The organism is Mesorhizobium sp. P2_D1 (assembly GCF_056404455.1).
The window spans coordinates 45,622-65,278 of the sequence record NZ_JBFUDZ010000033.1 but is presented as its reverse complement, the minus strand read 5'-3'; the positions used below and the strand labels follow the sequence as shown (position 1 = coordinate 65,278).

General features: G+C 57.3%; 26 protein-coding genes. 13 read left to right on the top strand and 13 right to left on the bottom strand.

Going from position 1 to position 19,657, the window contains the following annotated elements; genetic code table 11:
* Window positions 1–504 precede the first annotated feature (504 nt).
* From AC1D0I_RS22250 to AC1D0I_RS22240, 3 genes are all read right to left on the bottom strand, one after another.
* Complete coding sequence (locus tag AC1D0I_RS22250; RefSeq protein WP_477397748.1) at window positions 505–1,215, bottom strand: pentapeptide repeat-containing protein; 711 nt, start codon at window positions 1,213–1,215, stop codon at window positions 505–507.
* 258 nt (window positions 1,216–1,473) lie between these two features.
* Window positions 1,474–2,325, bottom strand: a complete 852-nt coding sequence (locus AC1D0I_RS22245) for a hypothetical protein (protein WP_477397746.1) — start codon at window positions 2,323–2,325, stop codon at window positions 1,474–1,476.
* Between the two features lie 5 nt (window positions 2,326–2,330).
* Window positions 2,331–2,597 carry a hypothetical protein gene (locus AC1D0I_RS22240; RefSeq protein ID WP_477397744.1) on the bottom strand — a complete coding sequence of 89 codons (267 nt, stop codon included), beginning with the start codon at window positions 2,595–2,597 and terminating at the stop codon, window positions 2,331–2,333.
* A 74-nt stretch (window positions 2,598–2,671) separates the two neighbouring features.
* Here AC1D0I_RS22240 and AC1D0I_RS22235 point away from each other — a divergent pair, with 74 nt between their 5' ends.
* The 6 genes from AC1D0I_RS22235 to AC1D0I_RS22210 all read left to right on the top strand — a co-directional run bounded on the left by AC1D0I_RS22235 (window position 2,672) and on the right by AC1D0I_RS22210 (window position 5,617).
* Window positions 2,672–3,322, top strand: a complete 651-nt coding sequence (locus AC1D0I_RS22235; protein ID WP_477397742.1) for a hypothetical protein — start codon at window positions 2,672–2,674, stop codon at window positions 3,320–3,322.
* A gap of 138 nt (window positions 3,323–3,460) precedes the next feature.
* Window positions 3,461–4,000, top strand: coding sequence for a hypothetical protein (locus AC1D0I_RS22230; RefSeq protein ID WP_477397740.1), 540 nt, complete (start codon window positions 3,461–3,463; stop codon window positions 3,998–4,000).
* A 439-nt stretch (window positions 4,001–4,439) separates the two neighbouring features.
* The gene (locus AC1D0I_RS22225; RefSeq protein ID WP_477397738.1) at window positions 4,440–4,700 is read left to right on the top strand and encodes a hypothetical protein; all 261 of its coding nucleotides are present in this window, start codon (window positions 4,440–4,442) and stop codon (window positions 4,698–4,700) included.
* 10 nt (window positions 4,701–4,710) lie between these two features.
* Window positions 4,711–5,271 carry a J domain-containing protein gene (locus AC1D0I_RS22220; RefSeq protein ID WP_477397736.1) on the top strand — a complete coding sequence of 187 codons (561 nt, stop codon included), beginning with the start codon at window positions 4,711–4,713 and terminating at the stop codon, window positions 5,269–5,271.
* A complete protein-coding gene (locus AC1D0I_RS22215; RefSeq protein WP_477397734.1) occupies window positions 5,268–5,450 on the top strand; it encodes a hypothetical protein in 183 nt (60 codons plus the stop codon). Before AC1D0I_RS22220 ends, AC1D0I_RS22215 begins: the two co-directional genes overlap by 4 nt.
* The gene (locus tag AC1D0I_RS22210; RefSeq protein WP_477397732.1) at window positions 5,447–5,617 is read left to right on the top strand and encodes a hypothetical protein; all 171 of its coding nucleotides are present in this window, start codon (window positions 5,447–5,449) and stop codon (window positions 5,615–5,617) included. Before AC1D0I_RS22215 ends, AC1D0I_RS22210 begins: the two co-directional genes overlap by 4 nt.
* Window positions 5,618–5,695: 78 nt before the next feature.
* On the opposite strand, the gene AC1D0I_RS22205 is transcribed toward AC1D0I_RS22210, so the two are convergent.
* On the bottom strand, window positions 5,696–7,480 hold the full coding sequence (locus AC1D0I_RS22205) for a hypothetical protein (protein WP_477397730.1): 1,785 nt from the start codon (window positions 7,478–7,480) through the stop codon (window positions 5,696–5,698).
* Window positions 7,481–7,858: 378 nt separating this feature from the next.
* Here AC1D0I_RS22205 and AC1D0I_RS22200 point away from each other — a divergent pair, with 378 nt between their 5' ends.
* The 3 genes from AC1D0I_RS22200 (at window position 7,859) to AC1D0I_RS22190 (ending at window position 10,383) form a co-directional block, all read left to right on the top strand.
* Window positions 7,859–8,029, top strand: coding sequence for a hypothetical protein (locus AC1D0I_RS22200; RefSeq protein WP_477397728.1), 171 nt, complete (start codon window positions 7,859–7,861; stop codon window positions 8,027–8,029).
* Window positions 8,030–8,170: 141 nt separating this feature from the next.
* Window positions 8,171–8,944 (top strand): DUF4145 domain-containing protein, encoded by a 774-nt coding sequence (locus AC1D0I_RS22195; RefSeq protein ID WP_477397726.1) that lies wholly within the window; start codon window positions 8,171–8,173, stop codon window positions 8,942–8,944.
* A gap of 194 nt (window positions 8,945–9,138) precedes the next feature.
* Window positions 9,139–10,383, top strand: coding sequence for an AlbA family DNA-binding domain-containing protein (locus tag AC1D0I_RS22190; RefSeq protein ID WP_477397724.1), 1,245 nt, complete (start codon window positions 9,139–9,141; stop codon window positions 10,381–10,383).
* 23 nt (window positions 10,384–10,406) lie between these two features.
* Here the strand turns inward: AC1D0I_RS22190 and AC1D0I_RS22185 are convergent, their stop codons facing one another.
* From AC1D0I_RS22185 to AC1D0I_RS22175, 3 genes are all read right to left on the bottom strand, one after another.
* Window positions 10,407–11,102, bottom strand: a complete 696-nt coding sequence (locus AC1D0I_RS22185; RefSeq protein WP_477397723.1) for a hypothetical protein — start codon at window positions 11,100–11,102, stop codon at window positions 10,407–10,409.
* Window positions 11,103–11,245: 143 nt separating this feature from the next.
* Complete coding sequence (locus AC1D0I_RS22180; protein WP_477397752.1) at window positions 11,246–12,520, bottom strand: VCBS domain-containing protein; 1,275 nt, start codon at window positions 12,518–12,520, stop codon at window positions 11,246–11,248.
* A gap of 547 nt (window positions 12,521–13,067) precedes the next feature.
* Window positions 13,068–13,496, bottom strand: a complete 429-nt coding sequence (locus AC1D0I_RS22175) for a hypothetical protein (protein WP_477397721.1) — start codon at window positions 13,494–13,496, stop codon at window positions 13,068–13,070.
* A 91-nt stretch (window positions 13,497–13,587) separates the two neighbouring features.
* Between AC1D0I_RS22175 and AC1D0I_RS22170 the strand changes: the two genes are divergently transcribed.
* The gene (locus tag AC1D0I_RS22170; RefSeq protein ID WP_477397719.1) at window positions 13,588–13,959 is read left to right on the top strand and encodes a Rap1a/Tai family immunity protein; all 372 of its coding nucleotides are present in this window, start codon (window positions 13,588–13,590) and stop codon (window positions 13,957–13,959) included.
* Window positions 13,960–13,963: 4 nt separating this feature from the next.
* The gene (locus AC1D0I_RS22165) at window positions 13,964–14,113 is read left to right on the top strand and encodes a hypothetical protein (protein ID WP_477397717.1); all 150 of its coding nucleotides are present in this window, start codon (window positions 13,964–13,966) and stop codon (window positions 14,111–14,113) included.
* A 103-nt stretch (window positions 14,114–14,216) separates the two neighbouring features.
* Here the strand turns inward: AC1D0I_RS22165 and AC1D0I_RS22160 are convergent, their stop codons facing one another.
* Window positions 14,217–14,456 carry a hypothetical protein gene (locus AC1D0I_RS22160; protein ID WP_477397715.1) on the bottom strand — a complete coding sequence of 80 codons (240 nt, stop codon included), beginning with the start codon at window positions 14,454–14,456 and terminating at the stop codon, window positions 14,217–14,219.
* 191 nt (window positions 14,457–14,647) lie between these two features.
* Complete coding sequence (locus tag AC1D0I_RS22155; protein WP_477397714.1) at window positions 14,648–15,556, bottom strand: ATP-dependent DNA ligase; 909 nt, start codon at window positions 15,554–15,556, stop codon at window positions 14,648–14,650.
* A 171-nt stretch (window positions 15,557–15,727) separates the two neighbouring features.
* On the opposite strand from AC1D0I_RS22155, the gene AC1D0I_RS22150 reads away from it, so the two are divergent.
* Window positions 15,728–17,062 carry a hypothetical protein gene (locus tag AC1D0I_RS22150; protein WP_477397712.1) on the top strand — a complete coding sequence of 445 codons (1,335 nt, stop codon included), beginning with the start codon at window positions 15,728–15,730 and terminating at the stop codon, window positions 17,060–17,062.
* A 98-nt stretch (window positions 17,063–17,160) separates the two neighbouring features.
* Entirely contained in the window at window positions 17,161–17,481 is a 321-nt protein-coding gene (locus AC1D0I_RS22145; RefSeq protein WP_477397710.1) for a hypothetical protein, read from the top strand.
* A gap of 31 nt (window positions 17,482–17,512) precedes the next feature.
* Here the strand turns inward: AC1D0I_RS22145 and AC1D0I_RS22140 are convergent, their stop codons facing one another.
* From AC1D0I_RS22140 to AC1D0I_RS22125, 4 genes are all read right to left on the bottom strand, one after another.
* Window positions 17,513–17,890 (bottom strand): DUF1515 family protein, encoded by a 378-nt coding sequence (locus AC1D0I_RS22140; protein ID WP_477397708.1) that lies wholly within the window; start codon window positions 17,888–17,890, stop codon window positions 17,513–17,515.
* A gap of 36 nt (window positions 17,891–17,926) precedes the next feature.
* Window positions 17,927–18,163, bottom strand: a complete 237-nt coding sequence (locus AC1D0I_RS22135) for a hypothetical protein (protein WP_477397706.1) — start codon at window positions 18,161–18,163, stop codon at window positions 17,927–17,929.
* A gap of 210 nt (window positions 18,164–18,373) precedes the next feature.
* A complete protein-coding gene (locus tag AC1D0I_RS22130) occupies window positions 18,374–19,225 on the bottom strand; it encodes a glycoside hydrolase family 108 protein (protein ID WP_477397705.1) in 852 nt (283 codons plus the stop codon).
* Between the two features lie 159 nt (window positions 19,226–19,384).
* Entirely contained in the window at window positions 19,385–19,597 is a 213-nt protein-coding gene (locus AC1D0I_RS22125) for a hypothetical protein (protein WP_477397704.1), read from the bottom strand.
* Between the last annotated feature and the right edge of the window lie 60 nt (window positions 19,598–19,657).

Genomic DNA, 19,657 nt, shown 5'->3' with positions numbered 1-19,657 from the left:
CCGTGATTGCAACGATAGCTGCCGCTATCGTGCTGACATTTATGGCAGCTAAAAGATTTGAACTACGGCGCCCAAATCCGATCGAGGCTCATATCGAGAGGAATATCTGAGGGATGCGGGATGACCTGCTACAATCCCGTATGGCCGTCCGAATAGTGGTTATCCTGGCGCTTCTGTCCGCCTTCGCCTACGGATTCGCAAAACTTGTGGAACGCTATGGCGGCGTTGGCGGTAGGCCCTCTCCGTGTGAGCAATCGTCTGATTGTCCCGACCTGAACGCGCTGCCTCCTGAACTTGAGCCTAAGCCTTCTTAGGCCGCACCCGGCGCCGCCGCCGGACAACCCTAGCGAAACAGCAGATAGGCGCCATATGCAAGAGCTCTGAATGAGATGCGCGATCGCTTGATTGAATATGGCGTCTCCCGCAAGACACGGGTTTAGCAAGCTTCGCCCCCGCAAGGGCGCGCTTGACGATTTCAGCCCCGGCAGCGACACGGCGCCGAGCCTATGGCTCGCTACAGGGCCAATCTTCAGGCCTCGTCAAGCCAGAAGGCAACTCGGTCCGGGCGTCTCCGCAAGCCATGTTGAGCTGCCACTGGGACAGACCCGCCGAATTGGAAAGATCGAGGCCCTCGATACGGGTCTGAAAGAAAAAAGCGCGGTCAAAGTCTATCGGCGCGGTGAACGTCGCTCCTCGGAAGTCCGCCCGCGCGAGATTGGCAAACGAAAAGCGGCTGCCGCTGATATTGGCGTCATGGAACTGCGCTCGCCCCAATTCCGCCTTTGTGAAATCAACATTGGTCAGATTGGCGTCCTGGAAATTCGAGCGCTGCACTTCCGCGCTCGTAAACACAGCGTCCTGCGCGTCCATATGGCTGAAGTCGGTCCTGTAGGCCTCGATTTTGTCGAACCGGGCGCCTTTGGCGTTCGAGTCGGCCAGGGAAGCACGCACAAGCGTTGCCTTCTCAAAATTCGCCGCAACGAGATTGCTGTTCCTGAGGTCGGTCGACGTGAAATCAACACCGAACAGGTTCGCCCCGCTCAGGTCCTCTCCTGTTAGGATGAGAAGCTTTTTGTCACAGTCCTGCCAATTGACGCCAGGCGTCGCGGCTGCGTCGCAATTTTGAGCGGCAGTGGAGTTCTGCCAAGCAAATACAATGCAAACCGCTAGAACCAAGCCGGATGCGCCGTAAGCTCTGGTTCGTCTCAAAGTCATTGTTGCTGGACCTCTGCTACTCGCCGACAATCAACCTTACCATATCTGCTGACACTCGAAAGCGACGGCATTTTGCCCGCTAATCCCGCTAGTCCCCACCGCCAAATGAAAAGCCCGCCACCGTTGAGGCAGCGGGCTAAAATGGTGGGCGTCGGACCTATTGAATGCAAGAGCCCGGCGGGTAGCGCTCAGGGTCGTAGTGCGACGGCGAGACGAGCATGAAAATTGCAGCGCAGGGGTTCTCCGCCACCGGAGTGGTCACGAACCGAATGTCGGTTTTTCCGCAACGTATTTCGGCGGCAACTCCGAACTGACTAGGGGAGAAGTTTTGGAGTCGGCATACCTGACTATCTCTGACGCTTGATCTATGGCGCGCTGACCCGCGTTTGGATCAGAGAACGATGCCATTAGTTCGGTAAAGACTTTTTCCTCTAGTTCGTCCAAAAGATAAAATATACCGTTTTCTTTGTATTTATCGAGAAAGTCGGTTTTATTCGGCAGAACTGCTTTGGCAATTTCAATTGTATTGTCATTGCCTTTCAATAAATCAGGACCAACGCCGGTTTTAATGGTGYCAAGAATTACCACGGCATGACTGAATATAGATCGGTACGCCATGAAAGCGGCCCACGCCATCGGTGGAACAAACAAACGCTCGGTATCTGCAACAGATGGTTGTTCTTTTAGCAATTTATCGATTGCAGTTGCTTCCCATAGATCACTTCCAAGACGTCGAATTTTCTCACCCTCGCTGTCTCGCTGCGCACTGGTCTTCAATACGACGTCAATATTCAATGAAGAAACGAACCCTACTGCCATTTTGAACTTCATATGATAAATGGTGGCATTCCAAAGCGCTTCAGCCGCTTTCAATCGCCGTTGATCCAGCGCTTCATGACGCGAAGCGAGTGCGGTGAGTGCGGTGCTTCTGATCGCGTTTATCTGATCGTCCTTAGCGCGAAGTTGCGCCCTCAGCTTTTCTAGCTCGCGATCCAAACCATACTGAATTCCCTTCTCGATACCGGATTTCAATAGGTAGCTGCCAGCCAAGGTCAGCGCCGCGACGGTGCCGCTTGATAGCAGTGCCGGAATCCAGGCATCCCAATTCATATTTCTCACCCTTCGATAGGTGCGAGTTTTACAAACTCTAATCTTTTGCCGGAGAGTTGTTCCGCCACTGGTGAACCCCGCTTTGTTGATGCACATTGAACGCCATGTGCAATCTTTACAACATCACCACCAGCCAAGACGCGATCCGGCGTTGGCATTCCCCAAAGCAATCTAGCAAGCTCGCGCTGGCCGTCGGGCGCGTTGCGAACAACTGGTTCTTGGCAGCCGGACGATGCTTTGGTGATTGTCGAGAAGCCGGCCACGCAGATCAAGTTCCCTTCTCAGAGCGACCCAAATAAGGGCAGCCAGCTGTCGTTGTTATAGCGAAAACGGTTCTGGAGAGCATATGACCGTTCCTACCACGTACACGGAACATTATATCCCTGTGAAGTATTTTCTCTCTTCTTATCGGGCGCTTTCGGATGGCCGCAGCGGCGTCCGCCACCTCAACGATCAGATCAATCAAGCCACGTTTCTACTTTCAGAGTGGAAGGTTATATGGATCGGCGCCTGCGCTGTCCTGAGGACCGCAATAGACTTGTTTCAGGTCGATGCTAAGTCGTGCCTTTCTCCGGCCATCCGAGCTGAGATTGCGGCAGAATGGAAGGAAATTAGGGAAAATAAAGAGGATCATTCAATATTTTGGGAGTTTCTTCGGCAGGAGCGTGACAACATCATACACGAATACGAGTGGCGTGCTTACGAAACGTGGATTAAGCCTGATGGGACCTTCCATGATGGCGGGCTGTCTCTGCTGGCATTGGCTGGGGATGACGCCAAGCTTGTGCTTCTGATGCGAGGCGGGCGTTTCGAGGGTCGAAACTCTCTCGAGTTGCTAACAGAAGGTGCTGATTGGGTCGAGGCACGGATCTTTGGAGCTATCCGCCGCGCTCGATTCGACCCCGAAGAACCTCGCGGGTTAGTCCATTTCCAATCACCTCCGACCGTGCAAGGTGGTGGTGGCCTTTTGACTGTCTTAGGCGGCGAGGGCACTTGATAGCACGAGGGCAGGGTTTGCCGATTTAGAGTTTTGAAACCTCTATCAGTCTTGACGGAGCGCTAGGAATGACACGATGCGCCGGGCACGTTGATAGTGAGGGAGGCGATTATGGTCACTAGGATCACCAGTAGCTTCATGTCGGATTACAAGCTGTGCGATAACATCCTTTTCAACATCTCGATTATGAAGGCGCTTAGAAGAAGCCGAGAAGACGGCAACGCTGCTCACAAGCGATACCTGCAAAAGCCGCTGATAGTCCTAAATGTCTCCATCATCGAAGCGATCCTCTACGACTTCCATAGGAGGATCAAATGGAACACCAGAGAGGGCGTTAATGGACTTCCCGTGCTGGTGATCAACTATATCCGAGGCAAGCAGATCGATAAGCTTGAAACGCTCATAGCCAGCGCAAGGAAACACGATTTATTTGGAGCGTCGCCATCCGATTTTTACGACGATCTTGACGATCTTCGACGCATTCGCAATCGGACGCATATCCAAAACGAGAAGAACGATTTTGAAGCTGACGACTCGCAGGCATTTTCCGAGGCCCGGCTAACTCTGTCAGAGAGAGCGATGGAATATGTAATGCAGACCTTAGAGGACAATCATCCTCGACCAGTCAACGTTCACACATCCGCATTCGAATTGCCGTGGGATACCTACTTTCCATGAAATGAGTGCATGGGCTGGTGTCGCGCGAAGGACTTGAACCCTCGACCGATTACAAATCGGTTGCTCTACCAACTGAGCTAACAAGGCACTTTTACCCCTGCCTTTGTCGAGGTAAATGATCGGTGGTTAGTAGATCGGTTAGTAGCCTTCTAACCTGAAACTGCCAAATGCCTTGGAAATAAAAGGATTTCAGGGATTGACTGGCGGAGAGAGCGGGATTCGATTCCTACCCCCGGAGCCAGCATTTACAAGGCTTCCAGCCAAACCGTGTTACACAGTTTGTTGCACAACGCCATAGGGAGCTCGGACCCGACCTTGGCAAGGTTGCTCCTTCGCCGATTTTGCTGGCAAACCCGCCTGCCGCGACGCCCTGCTCCGTCCTACCGACAGCCCAGCCGAAGAAGAGGCATAGCCTGAAGAGCTTCGTCGGAGGCACCCGGTGACCGAGCACGATCCCCTCGCCAACCTCCGCGCGCCGGCCGGCCATTATCGCGTCATCTGCGTCAGGCCTGCGACCAAGACGACGCCTCAAGCCGACTGGCACCATGACGACTTCCCTACCCGGCCGGAGGCCATCGAAGCCGCCAGAGGACAGGGCAACCTGACTACGTTCGCCTACGTCTACAACGAGCACGCCGCCTGCTCCTACTGCAACGGCGGCCCCCCAATTTTCAAACGCGACGGCTACAAACGCCGCTGAAGGAGGAATGATGACGGCGCAATTCCCGCTGACATGGCCGGACCTTATCCCACGCCAAAAAAAGCGTGAAACCGGCCGCTTCAAGACGACGCTCCCACAGGCGCTGGCGAACGTCGAGAGCTCATTGAACCTGTTCGGCAAGGACAGCGGCAAGGTGGTCAGCAAGCTCGTAATCTCGTCCAATTACACGCTGACCGAGCGCCGGCCGATCGATCCCGGCGTGGCGGTCTGGTTCGTGTGGGACGAGATGCAGGTGTGCATTCCGATCGACCGCTACACGACGATCGAGGCGAACCTGCAGGCCATCCACCACGTGCTCGAGGCAAGACGCGTCGAGATCCGCCATGGCACGCTGGCGCTCGTCCGTGCCTCGTTTCGGGGCCTTCTCGCCCTTGCGCCGCCCAGCGGCAAAGGCTGGCGCGAGGTGTTTGGCTACGGGCCAAGCGCGCGAGTAACGAAGGACGAGATCAGCAGCGTCTACCGAAACCTCGCGAAGAATTGTGCGTCTGAGCCTGCATTGGCCGAACTGAACATCGCAAGAGATGCCGCCCTCAAGGAGCTCGGATCATGAAGCTCTCCGGAACCGAATTGTCTTGCATGTCGGTCAGCGAGGTCGCCGGCGAGGGCGAGCATTTCACCCTGCCCGACGGGCGAACCGTCAGCCGCGTCGGTAAGGACCACTCTGGCCGCACAGTCGATGGCGCCGAGTACAACGAACACCCGCAACTCAGCGCGAGGCAGAGCCTATGAGCTATCGCAAAACCGATTTTCGCGCACTGCAGGCCCGCCGTGCCTTGGCTCTGGAACGGCCGGAGCTCCGGAACAAGCCGAAACAACACGTTGACCCGCAGCTCGTCGCCGCGGCGATCGCTGCCGGCCGCTTTGTGCGCATCCCGCCGAAGGGGAAGGGCCGATGAAGGCCCCGGACAATGCACTCTGAGTGACGTGCACCGGGGCGTGGATGGTGTCACCTCGCTGTTGAAGTATATCAAACTTCACTTTATGTTTTTCATTGCGCCCATGACGCGCCAATCTTCCCATTCTATTTGGCTCTTTGCAATCATTGCTGGGCAGTTTTTGTCTGGAACGAACACCCGGTAGCCCGTAAATCCAGGTTTCTGCACCAGGACGAGCTTCTGGCCTGTGCATCCATCCAATGTCATGCGCCCGTCGGCCCGCCACCTGGTCACTTTTCCGTCTTCGGAATTCTTCCTTGTCCAGGAACCGTTAGCCAATCGCTTATACGACCGAATAGCGCCAGGTATGTCCTGAAGCTCGACCGTGAACACCCGGACACTGTTTGAATTCGTCGTACCTTTAGCCGGTGGCTTAGCTCCGGCGCCGCCGTGTCCCGTGGTATCAGGGGTATTGGTGGCCGAGCCGCCATAATCTGTTGTTGAAGTGAAGGGCGGAGCCTTCCCAACATAGGTGAGCACGACGGTCGGGTTTTTGTACGGGATATCTTGCCCCTGGCCTAACTTCCAAGTCAGAACCCAACGATTGTCCAGGAGTGGGATTGCTTCTGTATCAGGAAGCTTGGAGGTTTGCGTTATGAACGCGTTCTTTTTCCCCTCGTCTGAATTTGGATCAAGACCGGTCCACTTGCCTACATATTGTTGTCGATCCAGAGCGCTGGTATCGACTCTGGGTTTTCCGTTCGCGTCGTATAGCATTTTGCCTTTGGCGTCCCGTGCCCAAGTCGTATTCGATAAGCAATCAACATCACGGGCGGAAATGCACTGCACAGTATCGTATGCATCCTTGAGTTTTGGCGAGTAGGCTTTAAGCTTGTCATTGCCTGCCTGGATCAGGACCGCTCCGGCAGATTTGAGGAAACCGTCCTTGATCGCTTGCTCGTCACCTCCGGCCGCGGCAACTGCAATGCCCCCAGCGGCGCCGGCTAGTGCAGCCTTCTTGACAATTTCACCTGTAGTGCCGGCTGGCAGGGCTGCCGTTGAACTACCCATTTCTGACGTCACGCCGGCAATAATCCCGGCTCGCAAGGCGAGATTGGCGTCACCTGTGCGGCGGTATGTCGACCACGCAGCGTAAGCCGCCGCGCCTGCTGGCCCCCCATAAACTGCCGCTGCGCTCGCAGCCGCAGTATTGAGCAGGTCGCTCTCCTCGGTAGCTTTGGCAAAGTTCTCTTCGGCGGACTTAGCCGGCTCGGTGCCTAGTCCCCAGATAGAGTCGATGATCTTCCCATCGCGTAATCGCTTTTGAGCTTTGATGGTTGCTGTCCCCTCCGACTTCGCCTGATTTTCAGCGAAGCGAGCGGCTGCCTTTCCGGCATCGATCACATCCTTGAAGCTGCGTTTGCTTTGATCACCGACGTCTCGCCATCCTTTAACGTAGCTTGCGGTCGCATCTCCAGCGGCCTTTGTGATCGTTTTGACGCTGTCACTGCCTGCCTTTTTTACGGAAGTGACCGTGTCACCGCCGGCCTTTTCAAGCGTACGAACGGAGTCGCCCGCGGCAGTTTGTAGAGTTGCAAACGTGTCGACGCCGAGTTTCTCCACCGCGCGAGAGGCTTCTTTGCTCCCCAACTTGTCCAGTTCCTCCTTGGCAGCAGGTGGCAAGGCAATAGGCGAAGCAGGGTCCGCATTGCCCGGCACAATCGAAATCTCGCAGCCGAGCTTTGGAACGCAAATGCACTTTCTTAGTGGAGAGACACCAGCACATTGCTCGTCCTGACACTCCGGGCAACTCGCTGCTGCTGGTGTCAGGGTAAACGCCGATAAAAGTGCAGCCGCGATCAGAAAGTGGCGAGCAACAGGCAATATCAAGCCTCCACGTTCTACTGTCTTACGCCTGGCGGTCGGGGCCCGGTCAAGGTCAGTTATCTCGTTTTCGGACAGGCCGGGCCACCTGCGGCTTGGCGAAACTATATTCCAAAACTACAGGCCCGTCACTCACATCTGGACGATGAGGTGATCACCCGAGCCCGGTGCCGAAGCTTCAGGATGCGGCCCTGCTCCACGCCGGCGAGGCCCTCAAGACCGCGCTTATCGCCGATATCGCCCTGCAGCTGCTTGAGCGCGTCTACACCTCGCCCGGCATCCTGCCGCTCTCCTCAGTGCTTGTCGGGCCGGCCGGCTCCTCAACGGCGTGGAGCACAACGAATACCCACAGGTGGCGAAGCTGGACGGCGCAGCACTATGAGCTACCGCAAAACCGATTTTCGCGCGCTGCAGGCGCGCCGTGCCTTGGCTCTGGAATGGCCGGAGCTCCGGAACAAGCCGAAACAACACGTTGACCCGCAGCTCGTCGCCGCGGCGATCGCTGCCGGCCGGTTTGTACGCATCCCGCCGAAAGTGAAGGGCCGATGAAGGACTAGACAATGCATTCCCCCGTTCAAGTTCATTTCTTGGCGAGCGCTAGTACTTCGCCGAGCATGAAGCCTCCGGCGCTTGACGCCGGCTGGCCGGTGGCGCAACCGTGTCGCCTTCTGATCTGCGGGGACGGATGGCGTGGCAACGGAAAACAAGATTGGTACAAAGCTGAAAGCATTCTGCTCGAATTGTCGCGGGCATCGAAACTGCGACGTCGCTGGACATCATGCGGAAAGCGGCGACGACGCTGAAGGGCGCTACGAGTGGCACACCGACTGGTATCTTCTGGTGTGTTGCGGCTGCGAGCACATATTTGCCCAGTCCGTAAGTACCGATTCCGAAAGTTATTACTATGAATACGATTCCAGCGGAGAACAGCAGCTCATCCGTGAGGAGACGATCAAGACTTGGCCTGCCAAATTCAAACGAGAGCGCCCTGATTGGTTCGGAGGCAACAGCATCGCGACGGACATTGAAGATGTATGGGCGCTCGGCTTGGCGCTGTCGGAACTATATGGCGCTTTGGACCATGATCTGAAGATGCTTGCCGCGATCGGGGTGAGAACCTCGTTCGACGTCGCAGCAGAGATACTCGGAATCGATCCAAGCCTGCCGTTCCAAAAGAAGTTGGATGGCATGGTCGACAAAAAACTTATCAAGGAATCTGAGCGAGAGCATCTTGATGTGCTGGTTGATGCAGGGGGCGCGTCTGCCCATCGCGGGTGGAAACCATCAGTCGAAGATCTCGACGTCCTCATGGATACGCTAGAAAGTTTTATCTACGATACGTTCGTACTTCCGACTCGAAAGAAGGCCGCTGCTGCCAAGATCGCGAAAATGAAGGCGAAGGTTCCGCCTCGGCAAAAGAAAGCACAGAAGCCTGCAGACAAAGGCACCACCAAGGCGCCTTGATCCGTTTCGGCCCCCGGTTCAAGTCCCTTTTTGCTGGGTCGATCCGTGCGGAAGTGGGGCGGAGCGGTTTAACGCGCCTTTAAAGCTAAGTATTTGTTTTTATAGCAATCAATTGCCGAGAAAATTCAGAAGTTCTCATAGGCATAAGTTCGGCCGCAGTATATTCTGGGCGTTTGAAGATGGCGGGGAAAACCATGGAAATCGTGACTATGATCAACCGGCCCGCGGTTGATTGGAGTCTTGCTGATTTCGAGGCTGTCGCCAAAGCGGCGTTGCCAGAATCGCTGACGCTCGAATTCAAGGCGGATTTCGAAGCTGGCGCTGATGAGCGCTGGCGAAAGAACCAGGACCAAATTTCTTCTAGGAGCCGTGATCGGCTGGCCGAGGAAATAGTTGCTTTTGCAAACGCCTATGGAGGTGTTCTGCTCCTCGGCATCAAAGAAGAGGTGAACAGTGACGGAATCAAGGTTTCGGCTGGCTTGGGCGCTCCCATACCTTTGGTGTCCCAGTGCGCGGAAAGGCTAGAGAGCAGCTTGCGAGCCGTTATAGACCCTCCGCTTCCCATGCTTGAGGTGAAAGCCGTCAAAGCAACCGACGACGGCGCCGGGTACATTCTCTTTAAAGTCCCGCAGTCGCTATCAGCTCCGCATGGAGTGGGGCGACCCTCAGCCGGCCATGTCCGGCGCGGCTCTTCGTGCGAACCGATGACGATGCGTGACTTACAGTCGGTCTTTTGGGAAGCTCGAACTGCAATCGATAGAGTGAACGAGGCTTTCAGAGCGCGGCGGGAAGAGTTTCAGCGAGACCTTGTAGACTCAAAATATGTCCCGGGGTTCCCCAGCCATGTGCTCTATCGTTTTACAGTGGTGCCCGGACGGCACTTTCAGGTCCCCCACTTACCATCTTTGATCCTCAATCGAGGATTCGGGGTAATGCAGGTCCCATTCCGCACACTGCAGCAAACCGACTTCACCTTTGCAAGTCCAAGATGGCGACCGGCCGCTGGCGGTGTTGCTGCTTTCGAACACATAGATCAGGACTACAAGCAGGTCCGCATTTGGGGCGATGGCACATGGAATTTGGTAGGTCGCCACATCGTATTTGGTCAAAAGCAGTTCCCAGGCTGGTATGCGATCGGAGCGATTTGGCTACTGTACAATGCAACGCGCCTTCGCCGCCGCCTAGGATTGGTCGATACCCCGCTGTATATGGAAGGCGAGATCTCGGGTTCCAAGGATAGAGAGGTATACTTTGCCGACGACTACAACGATCCCGTCAAAGCGCCTTACGAGCCGGCGCGCACTGATCGCCTAGAGCTGGAACGCGACCAAGATTTCGATGATGTCGCGCAACTTTTTGCAGAACAGATCGGCTGGGCGTGCGGCCTCGATATTGACTTCTCACCAGTGCGCCTCGGCTCGAATCTGGACTTGCGGTAAGCTGCAAATCCTATCGAAACGGATCAATTCTCGCCGAGAGGCGAAACTTCAAAGAGGTATGTGAGGAAGCCTGTGTGACCGTCTTGCACGCCTTTCATCTGCTTAATTCGCTCCAAATCCGATCGATTGATGTAAGGCCCCGTTGCCCGACCGGTGCTGGCAATTTGCGTGCTTGCGACGCCAAAGCACCACGAAAGCACCGTCGATCGAAAAGCTAGTGCATTCGCATCGGTGAGGAGTGCTCCAGGAATAGCGCCTGGGTATTGGCCGGTGCGCGCACGTATCACTGATTCGAAGGCCCCGATTTCGCGGCAGTGTTTTTGCAGAGCAACTGCAAGTTCAGGCGCCACTCTGGTGGCGTCCATGATCAATTGCCGCGACAGTTCGGACATGGGGGGCGCCAGGTCATGCAATTGGTTTATGTTCGGGAGACGCTCACCGGTGTCCTGAAGATCGATAACCAGAGTGTCAGCTATCCCCCGAGATCTATCTCGCTCCGCTTTCCAAACTTGATCTAATTGCCGCCACAAAAGGTAGATTGTCGGAGCAGCAACAATGGCTGCGGCCCACCCGCTGGTCGCACCCATCCAGTCGCGGGTCCCGTCCCATGAAAAATTGTATTTGATACTCGCGAGTAGCCACGGCTGATGGTCAACAAACATCATCAGTCCTGCGCCAACGACAGCGCCGATTGCGAACAAAAGAGTTTTGAAACCCATATCCCCATCCCCGTGAACATTGATACCACAACTGTATTCACGTTGACGAGGGCGGCAGAATTTCAGGCCGCGCTGGTGGAGCCCGCGCGTCCCTTTTTCAAACTTGGACCAGTCTGCGTCCGTGGCCCATTCAACATTCCTGCTCACTCATGCGGCTTCAAGAGATCCTTCAGGGTCTTGGCGGTGTGGTCGGTGCTGGCATAGCCGCCGCCAGGCTTTGTCTGGTCCGGGGTGAGATCCGTGCTCGCTCCCGACGGCTTGTTCTGGTTCTGACCATAACCGCTAATTGTCTTGAGGACATTTAGCAGGTCTGTCGTCACCGATGTGGACGCCAGGCCAATCAGGTTGTGGAACGACGCATGGCTGCCGTGATCACTGTTGCCATGGGCAGAGCCGGACTGCAGGAATTTTGCAGTGTCTTTGAGGCCGAGCGAGTCGGACGCGATGGCACCGTTGGCGCCCGTCGCACCATTAGCCACGGTGGCGCCAGTCGAGCCCGTGGCTCCAACTGCGCCAGTCGCACCGGTGCCGCCGATTGCGCCTGTGGATCCCGTAGCACCGGTTCCTCCCGTGGCGCCGGTTGCGCCTGTGGCTCCAGTTGCGCCGGTTCCGCCTGTGGCTCCGGTGCCGCCGGTTGAGCCTGTGGTACCGGTGCCGCCGATTGCGCCTGTGGATCCCGTAGCACCGGTTGCACCCGTTGCGCCTGTGGCACCGGTTGCACCCGTTGCGCCTGTGGCACCGGTGCCGCCGGTTGCGCCGGTTGCGCCTGTGGCACCCGTGTCACCCGTGGCACCGGTTGCGCCTGTGGCACCCGTGSMGCCGRTTGCGCCTGTGGMTCCCGTRGCACCGGTTGCGCCTGTGGCACCCGTGGCGCCGGTTGCGCCTGTGGCTCCCGTGGCACCGGTTGCGCCATATATTGTAATAGTTATGGGGTGGCTGGTGCCATCGGCCGAATTGACCGTAAACGGATCTGTTAGCATCTGTCCCGCTGGTACCGAAGCGGTCAGTTTATATTTCCAGGAGCCATCTTTTTTTAAACTAAGTGTACCTAACTTATGTGGGATGTCGATTTTCTGAAAGAATCCCTCATCGTGGTCAGGGTCGGCGATCGTCAAGTTTCCAGCGGCGACATTCTGGTTCCGGGCTGTTGTCACGGAGCCAGTATCAGTTCCTCCAATCACTGGATCGTCATTTCTGCCAGTAAGCGTGATAGTTATTAAGTGAACTGTACCGTCTTTGGAGGTTATAACAAAAGGCTGCTCGGTAACTACTTCCCCTCCTTGAAGAGCCTGCTCCCTACCGTCGACCCTGTACTCCCATGTCCCACTCGATCTCATTTCGAAAACACCATAAGCGCCTTTATCGACACTATTGACGAACAAAGATTCGCCGGGATCAGGGTCATCAATTGTCAACATCCCGAACGCGGGGGAGTTGTTCCCGTCTTCGGTGATGGTTCCGGTATCAGTTCCGTCGATGGTCGCCGGTGTATTCTTTGCCATCACCAACTCTCCAAAACTTGCTACATCCGGAGTTTCACCTGAAAGCCGCGGTTGTCGGAGCTGGCGACCCCCAGATGGTGGCACGATAGACCCTTTTATTCGCAATAGCTAATGTAGCAAACAGTCATACTCCTTCACAAGCGCTTCCCGGTGTATGCAGGGAATAATGGGAATATTGTCTGGCGCTGTCGGGGCTTTCTCGGCCACGACGATGGCATTTGGTAAYTCCACGCCGGCCCGAGCGCCGACGTTGAAACATGCTCTTCTCGTCGTGACTTCCCGCAGAACTCCAGCAAGGACGGATAGTTTCAAGCTTTGGCCGCTGAGTGAAATAGAGCCTCGGACAATCGTCTTGCGCACCCCCGGCCTTCCTCTCTATCCGCGAAGGCCTCCTCGCCCGTCGTCGCCCCCGCCACGGCTCGAACGGATACGGTTGCGAGGTTTGCCCAACCCCGGATTCTCGCTAGACGCCCTTTGCCCGGGCATAGGAGGAAGGCTGAGGCTGCGGTGACGCGAGATAATTGGTGAACTCGCGCTCAAGTTCGGCCACCGCCTGATCCTTGGTCGCTTCGCGGCCACGCTGACCACCATGCTTGCGCCAGCGGTCGTCATGCGTGGAGATCGACCAGAACCAGGTTCCAGCACTCGGGCCGTGTTGCTCGCCAAGGATGCGGCCGACGCTGTCCGAGCCCAGGAAGCTGCAAGAGAAGTCGTGCGGCCTCGACCGGGCCGCGATGACCGTCCGCCCCCAATCGAGCCATAGCCGCGCGCCTCGATCGCGAACGAACCCGGCGGCTTCCAGGATCGTAGCGAAGGTGGCGATCGCCTCGCCCTCTTCCAGCACCTGAAAGCCGCCGTCGGCTTCGTGGACCTTCAATCTATCAGCCGACATCACACCGCCTGCTTGAACATCCATCCGATATAGGTCAGCCTGCACTTGGGCTCAATCGCGTGCTTCCTCTGCGCGCGAAGACGGAGGGGACATGAAACGAGTTGGGGTTCTCGCTTTGATCGCCGCAGGGCTGTTCTCGTCAAACGCTTCGGCTGAACCGGCGAACGTCCAAGGCCTGTTGGATCAATGTAACTCCGAAATGACTGCTTCCGAATTCCTTTATTGCCTTGGATATGTCGGGGGGGTGTCTGATGTCATGATCTTGAATGGGATCATCGCCAAGAACAATCCTTCGATAGACCCCGTTCTAAAACGGTTTGCGACGTGCCCGTCATCCGCCGTCAGTCGCGGCGCTAGTCGACAGGCATTCGTAAATTGGGCTCAAAAGCATCCAGAACAGTGGACGCTTGGCACGACTCAAGGGGTGGTTTTCGCTCTGCGCGACGTTTGGCCGTGCCGGTAGCCACGTGACCTCAGTCCGCCACGCCGGCGTCATGATGAACGATAGCGTCAAGGATCGCCTCGTAGACGCTCCCGGTGTCTTCCTCGATCTCGGTGCTGCCGATGCCGACCGCCTTAGCGTCTCGGAACAGCTTCTGCGTCAGCTCGGCAACTGAGATGACGTCCGCCCCGACCGTGTCGGGAACATTGTTTGAAATCCACTTGTGAAGGAAATTGGTTGCCGCGCGTGCTCATGAGGCCACAAGCTCTCCGAACTGACTAGGTTCCAGCGGGCGGCTCATCCATCGCCGCCTCATCGACCTCAGCTTCCATCTTATCGCTGACCGGCTTGGCCTTGCCGGAACCGGCAATGGGCGCGCCATCAAAACCCTGCAGCCAGGCGTCGGCGTGTTCCTGCCAGAACTCAGGGACGGCGCGCTCCTTGCCGTCCTTGCGCGCCTGCGCGCCATACATCCACGCGTAGATGATCCGCTCTTGGTCCTTCTTAGCCACCGCCATTTCCCACCTACCTTCCTAGCGGCTGTTTGGAGAGTGAGACCAGCTCATCTTCATCCGTGACGCCGGCCATATAGTTCGCGATAATGCGGGACGCGATTGCCTCGCGAGCGTACGGCGACTGATTGTCTAGCTTGAGTTGTTCAAAAACCCGCCCAAGCAAGGCTACCTCAGATTCGTCGAAAATGCCGGCCTCAGTTGCCTTTCGTCGAATCGGCATGACCTACCTCCCTGAAATCCTGTACCGAGGCGTGCCGGAGCTTCGGCTCACCGCGCAGATGACGAACGCGGGCGGTGAGACCCGGCTTCACCCATTCGACGCCGGGATCAGCGACCGCCGTCGGCACGCCGGCGGGTTGTTCAGCGCGGTCGCGCTCAATGCGGCGCCACAGGCGATCCTTGATCGCGCGGGTTGTCGCGATGACGGCTTTGCCGACATATTTGCCGTCCTTTGCGAACAGCCCCTCGGTCTGCTTGCCGGGCTCTCGTTTCACTCCGATCAGGTCGAGGTCATCGACATCCCAGCATTTCACCTTGACCCAGGAATCGCTCCTGCCGCTGCGATAGGGGCTGTAGCTGCGCTTCGAGACGATCCCCTCGAGTCCCATCTTGTCGACCGCTGCGAAAAACTCGGCGCCGTTGCCCTCGACGTGCTGGCTATACTGGATGATCCCGTCGGCAGGTTTCACCAAGTCCCAAAGGATCGCCTTGCGCTCGATCGCCGGCAGGCCCCGCAGATCCTGCCCATCCTTGTGTAGAATGTCGAAGGCGACGAAGGCGAGCAGTTCGGCGTTCCACGCCATGCGGGAGTGGATCTGGTGGAAGTTTGGTCGGCCATCCGCTTCGGGCGCGATCATCTCGCCGTCGAGTATCAGTGCCTTTGCTGGCAGCTTTTCCAGCGCGGTGACAATCGGCCAGTAGCGCTTGGACCAGTCGATGCCGGTCCTGGTGAACGCGCGGCCGCCGGCCCAATCAAGGATGAGCTGGGTGCGGAAACCGTCATACTTGATTTCGTGGAGCCAGTCGTCGCTGACGGGCGGCTCGAGCACCAGGATCGGTTCCTGCTGCTTCATGAATTTCAGCCGGTCCTCGGCGTTACGCATGCACAAAACTCCAGACGCGATTCAAGGCGCGCGGGCCGTTTTGGTTGCATTTTAGCCGAATTGAATGTGAAAATGGTTATGAAGATGGAGGCTGAGGAGACACCGCCCGACTGGTTGACACGAAGCACGTTCGGATGTGTAAGGATCCCCTTATACTTGGCGGGGTACCAAATGAAAATTCAACAGGTCTTCACACCGAACGACATTCCGACGATCACCTATGTTGATCGGGCTGATCATATGTTGGAACGGCGGTTGAGAGACTACTACGAAACACCAAATATGGTGATTTCGGTGTCGGGCCCGTCCAAATCTGGCAAGACGGTTCTTGTCAAGAAAGTAATCCCAGAAGACCTCCTCATACCAGTCATTGGCGCAGCGATCACTTCCCCCGAAAACTTGTGGGATCGGGTTCTTAATTGGATGGGAGCACCTTCCGAGACTTCCATTTCGACCGGCCGGTCGAATGGACTGTCGGTTTCCGCAAATGCTGGCGGAAAGATCAAAGTGCCGTTCGTGGCAGAAGGCGGTGCGCAGGCTGAGATGGGAGGCACCCTGGGTTGGGTTGAGGATACCTCGAAGACCTACGCCAGGGGCGGCCTCTCTCAAGTGATCAAAGAACTCACCGGCAGCGAATTTGCCGTCTTCATCGATGACTTTCACTACATAAAAGAAGAGTTCCGCGAAGAGATTGGTCGGCAGATAAAGGCTGCAGCCGAAAATGGCGTGCACATTGTAACGGCGTCAGTGCCGCATCGCGCCGACGATGTCGTGCGGAGCAACCCGGAGCTTCGTGGACGGGTGGCGGCTGTCGACTTGGCATATTGGACTTTGGACGAGTTACAGCAGATCGCGCGAAAAGGGTTTCACGCTCTCAACGTCGATTTGGCGCCATCGGTTGAACGCCAATTGGCGACAGAAGCGTTCGGTTCACCACAGTTGATGCAGAGCATCTGTCTGAATCTCGGGTTCAAGCTGAATATCCGCGAGCCCATCGCCACCCATGAGCGAGTCGACGTCAACATCTTCGATATTCACGACACGTTGCTTCGGACGTCGAGCCTCACCGACTTCACAAAAATGCTCGTCGCTTTGCATACCGGGCCTCGCACAAGAGGCACYGAGCGAAAGACCCACGAATTCCGAGACGGCAGCAAGGGTGATGTTTACCGGGCAATTTTGCTGGCAATCAAGCAGGATCCAGCCGAACTCGCGTTCTCTTACGAGCGGATTCTCGCCAGGGTGCGAGAGGTCTGTGTTTCAGAACCGCCTATCGGGTCGAGCATCACCTCTGCTTTGGAACAGATGAACGGCATTGCCGAGGAGGTTCAGCCGGGCACCAGCCCTCTGTCGTGGGATGGTGACGCGCTCACAATCACCGACCCATACTTCCTCTTCTTCCTTCGTCACTCGGACAAGGTTTCGAACTTGGCGGATCGGACTGAAACAGACCAAACACATTTTTTGGACGACTTGGTGATCRTGAATCAAGGTGACCCAGAATAGGCCAGCCCGCTTCAGCCGAAACGCGGCAGACGCGAAAAAAGAACCCCACCCGGCCGAAGCCGCTTCTGTAACTGCGAATCGCAAATTGGGGGGTTGAGATGTTTAGAGTTGCTTTGATTGCCGGTTTTTCCGTGGCTTGTGCCGGCAGCGCGCTTGGCCAGGAGGTGGTCGACCAGTCAGGCGCCGCTTTGCCGGCCGAGTTGCTGCAGGCCGTTGTCCAGGCGGTTTCCGAGGTCGTCAAAGATCCTTCCTCGCTCCAGCTGCGCAACCTTTCGCGCTTTACTCCGCCTGGCGCCGACTATCAGGCTGTTTGCGGCGAGATGAATGCCAAGAACGGTTTCGGCGGCTATGTTGGCTTTCAGGCTTTCCAGTTCCTGCCCCCCTCGGGCGCGGTCATGATGATACGGACCTGCCCGTAATTGCCATTCGATCTTGCGCGGCTCGCGGATCTCAGGCAGATCTCAGAAGGCGCAGGATGGCGTCCCACCAGTAGACAAGAAACCCGACGATCGTCCCGCCAAGGGCCGTGCCGGCGATGCCGGCGACGAACAGCGCACCAATGCCTCGCTGCTTCCATTCTTTGAATTCGTCAGTGATCTCCTTGCTGTCCGTCACGTCCTCTTTCATCGTTTCGACAGTGGTTTTGATGTCGCTGACCTCGCCGACCAAGTCATCGACGCGCTTGTGGATCGCGGCGCGGTGGTCATCTGCCCGCCGATTGCTGGCGTCGGCGCGCTTGTCCGATTCCTCGATGGCCTTGGCCAGGTTCGTAACCGACGCCTCGAGCGAACCGATCGCCTTGTAGATCTGGTTGAGACTGGCGGTCATTTCAGGTTTGTCCCGGGTCGCTATCTTGGCGTCTCATTATGTTGCCTTCAGCTCTACGCGCCGCGTGGCGCTGGCCTTGGTGTGCCGGTCGCATTCGGCCGCGGTGTAGAGGTTGACGGCGCACCCCGGCGCCATCGTCCGGTCGATCTTGTTCTGATCGACCAGCGTCTTGCCCTGCGCCCCGGCCAGGCTGCTACCGATCGCCTGCCGCAGGGCTGGAGCACCGCTGACGCCGGAAGTCCCACAGCCCGCCAGCAGCAGTGCAGTCGTCAAAAAAACGGCTGACCTCAATGCCCTCGTGTATCGCATCCTGATTGTCCTTCTCGATCTTGGCCCGAGCCTCGTCGGCGCCCCAATGCTTGATGAGCTCGTAGCCAGCGAGAATTGTTCCGGAGATAGCAGCGGCGATCAGCGCCCATGCCAGCAGCCCCGCCACAGGACGGGGAACGCCTATGACGCTGGCGACGAACGTGATGAGCCAAGTCATGCCGGCGCGGTACCGAGCGCTTCAGCAAGGCGCTTTGCCTTGCGGTTTGTGTAAAGGCGATAGAGGCCGCCGCCGATCACCAGCAAGGCGCTCACAAGGGCCAGCATGACGACAATCTGGGTGATCCACTCGCTGGCATAAGACAGCGGCGATAGCTGTTCCTGAAGGCCTTTCAAGACGCCCGTGACGCCAAGGCCGCTGCCGCCGGCGCCGATCGCCGCATCGGCCGGCGCGGTGGACGGTGCTGGCTTGGCGTTCTCGACCATCGCTTTCGCCTGACCGCCGTCGACGAAATTTGCCGCCTGTGGCGTCTCGCCGGTGGCCCAGGCCTTGCCGATCGCGCAGACTTCCTTGACGCGAGTGGTCCAGCCTTTGCCGAAGGTCGGGAAGGTGCCGAGATGGCGAAGGAAGTTCATGCGCGCATCGCAGATGCGATCGATCAGCGCGTCGTTGTTGTTGATCGCCTTTAGAGCGGTCAGCGTGCCCATGCCAAGCACGCCATCGATGCGGCCGGTGTATACCGGGCGCAAGGCCTGCTGAAGCCACATGATCGAGCGGCCGGGGCCGGAATTGACCGCGCCATCGAACACCACGTAGTCGACGCCGTCGGGCAGTAGATCGCCCTTCACGGCGTCCCAATACTGCTTGTCGTAGATGTCGTTCAGCTCGTCGGTGGTGATGAGCTTCACCGAGCGAGTGGGCAGTCCCTTGCCCTTGCGATAGGCGTCATAGACGCGCTGGATGACGCCCTTCACGGTGGCGCCGCCGGGGTCCGCCGGGTGATTGCTATACTCTCCCTCGTGCGCCAGAACTCGGGCGAGGGATTCCTTTTCGCGAGAAACGGTCATGACGGGGGCTCCGATGAGGGCCAGCACGTCATGCGCGGGAGGTGGCACTATCTACCAGAGTTCGCGCCGCTGAAAAAGTCCCGTATGCGACCCCGCTTATGCTTGAGGTGGCAAGAACAGCAGGAGGGGTATGCGCGAGCCCAGTCAGATCAGCTGTGATCAGTTATCGCGTGACGCCGCAGCAATCCCGGCTTTTATACCTTCGCGATACGAATTCGATCCCAGCGGAGTCAGCGGTTCGAGAGGGCAGAGTGGGACCAGCACCATGTCGCCCTTGATCGTTTTGTAGCCTTCCTCGAACCCGTTGCAGAACTCGTCGGCCAATGCCGGCGACGCCACGAGCAGCAGCACGGCGAGCAGTAGTTTCCCCATCTCTTTTTCCCCAAAACAGCTAGGCAATACTGGCACGAGGCGCCGTAGGCGGCGCGTGCG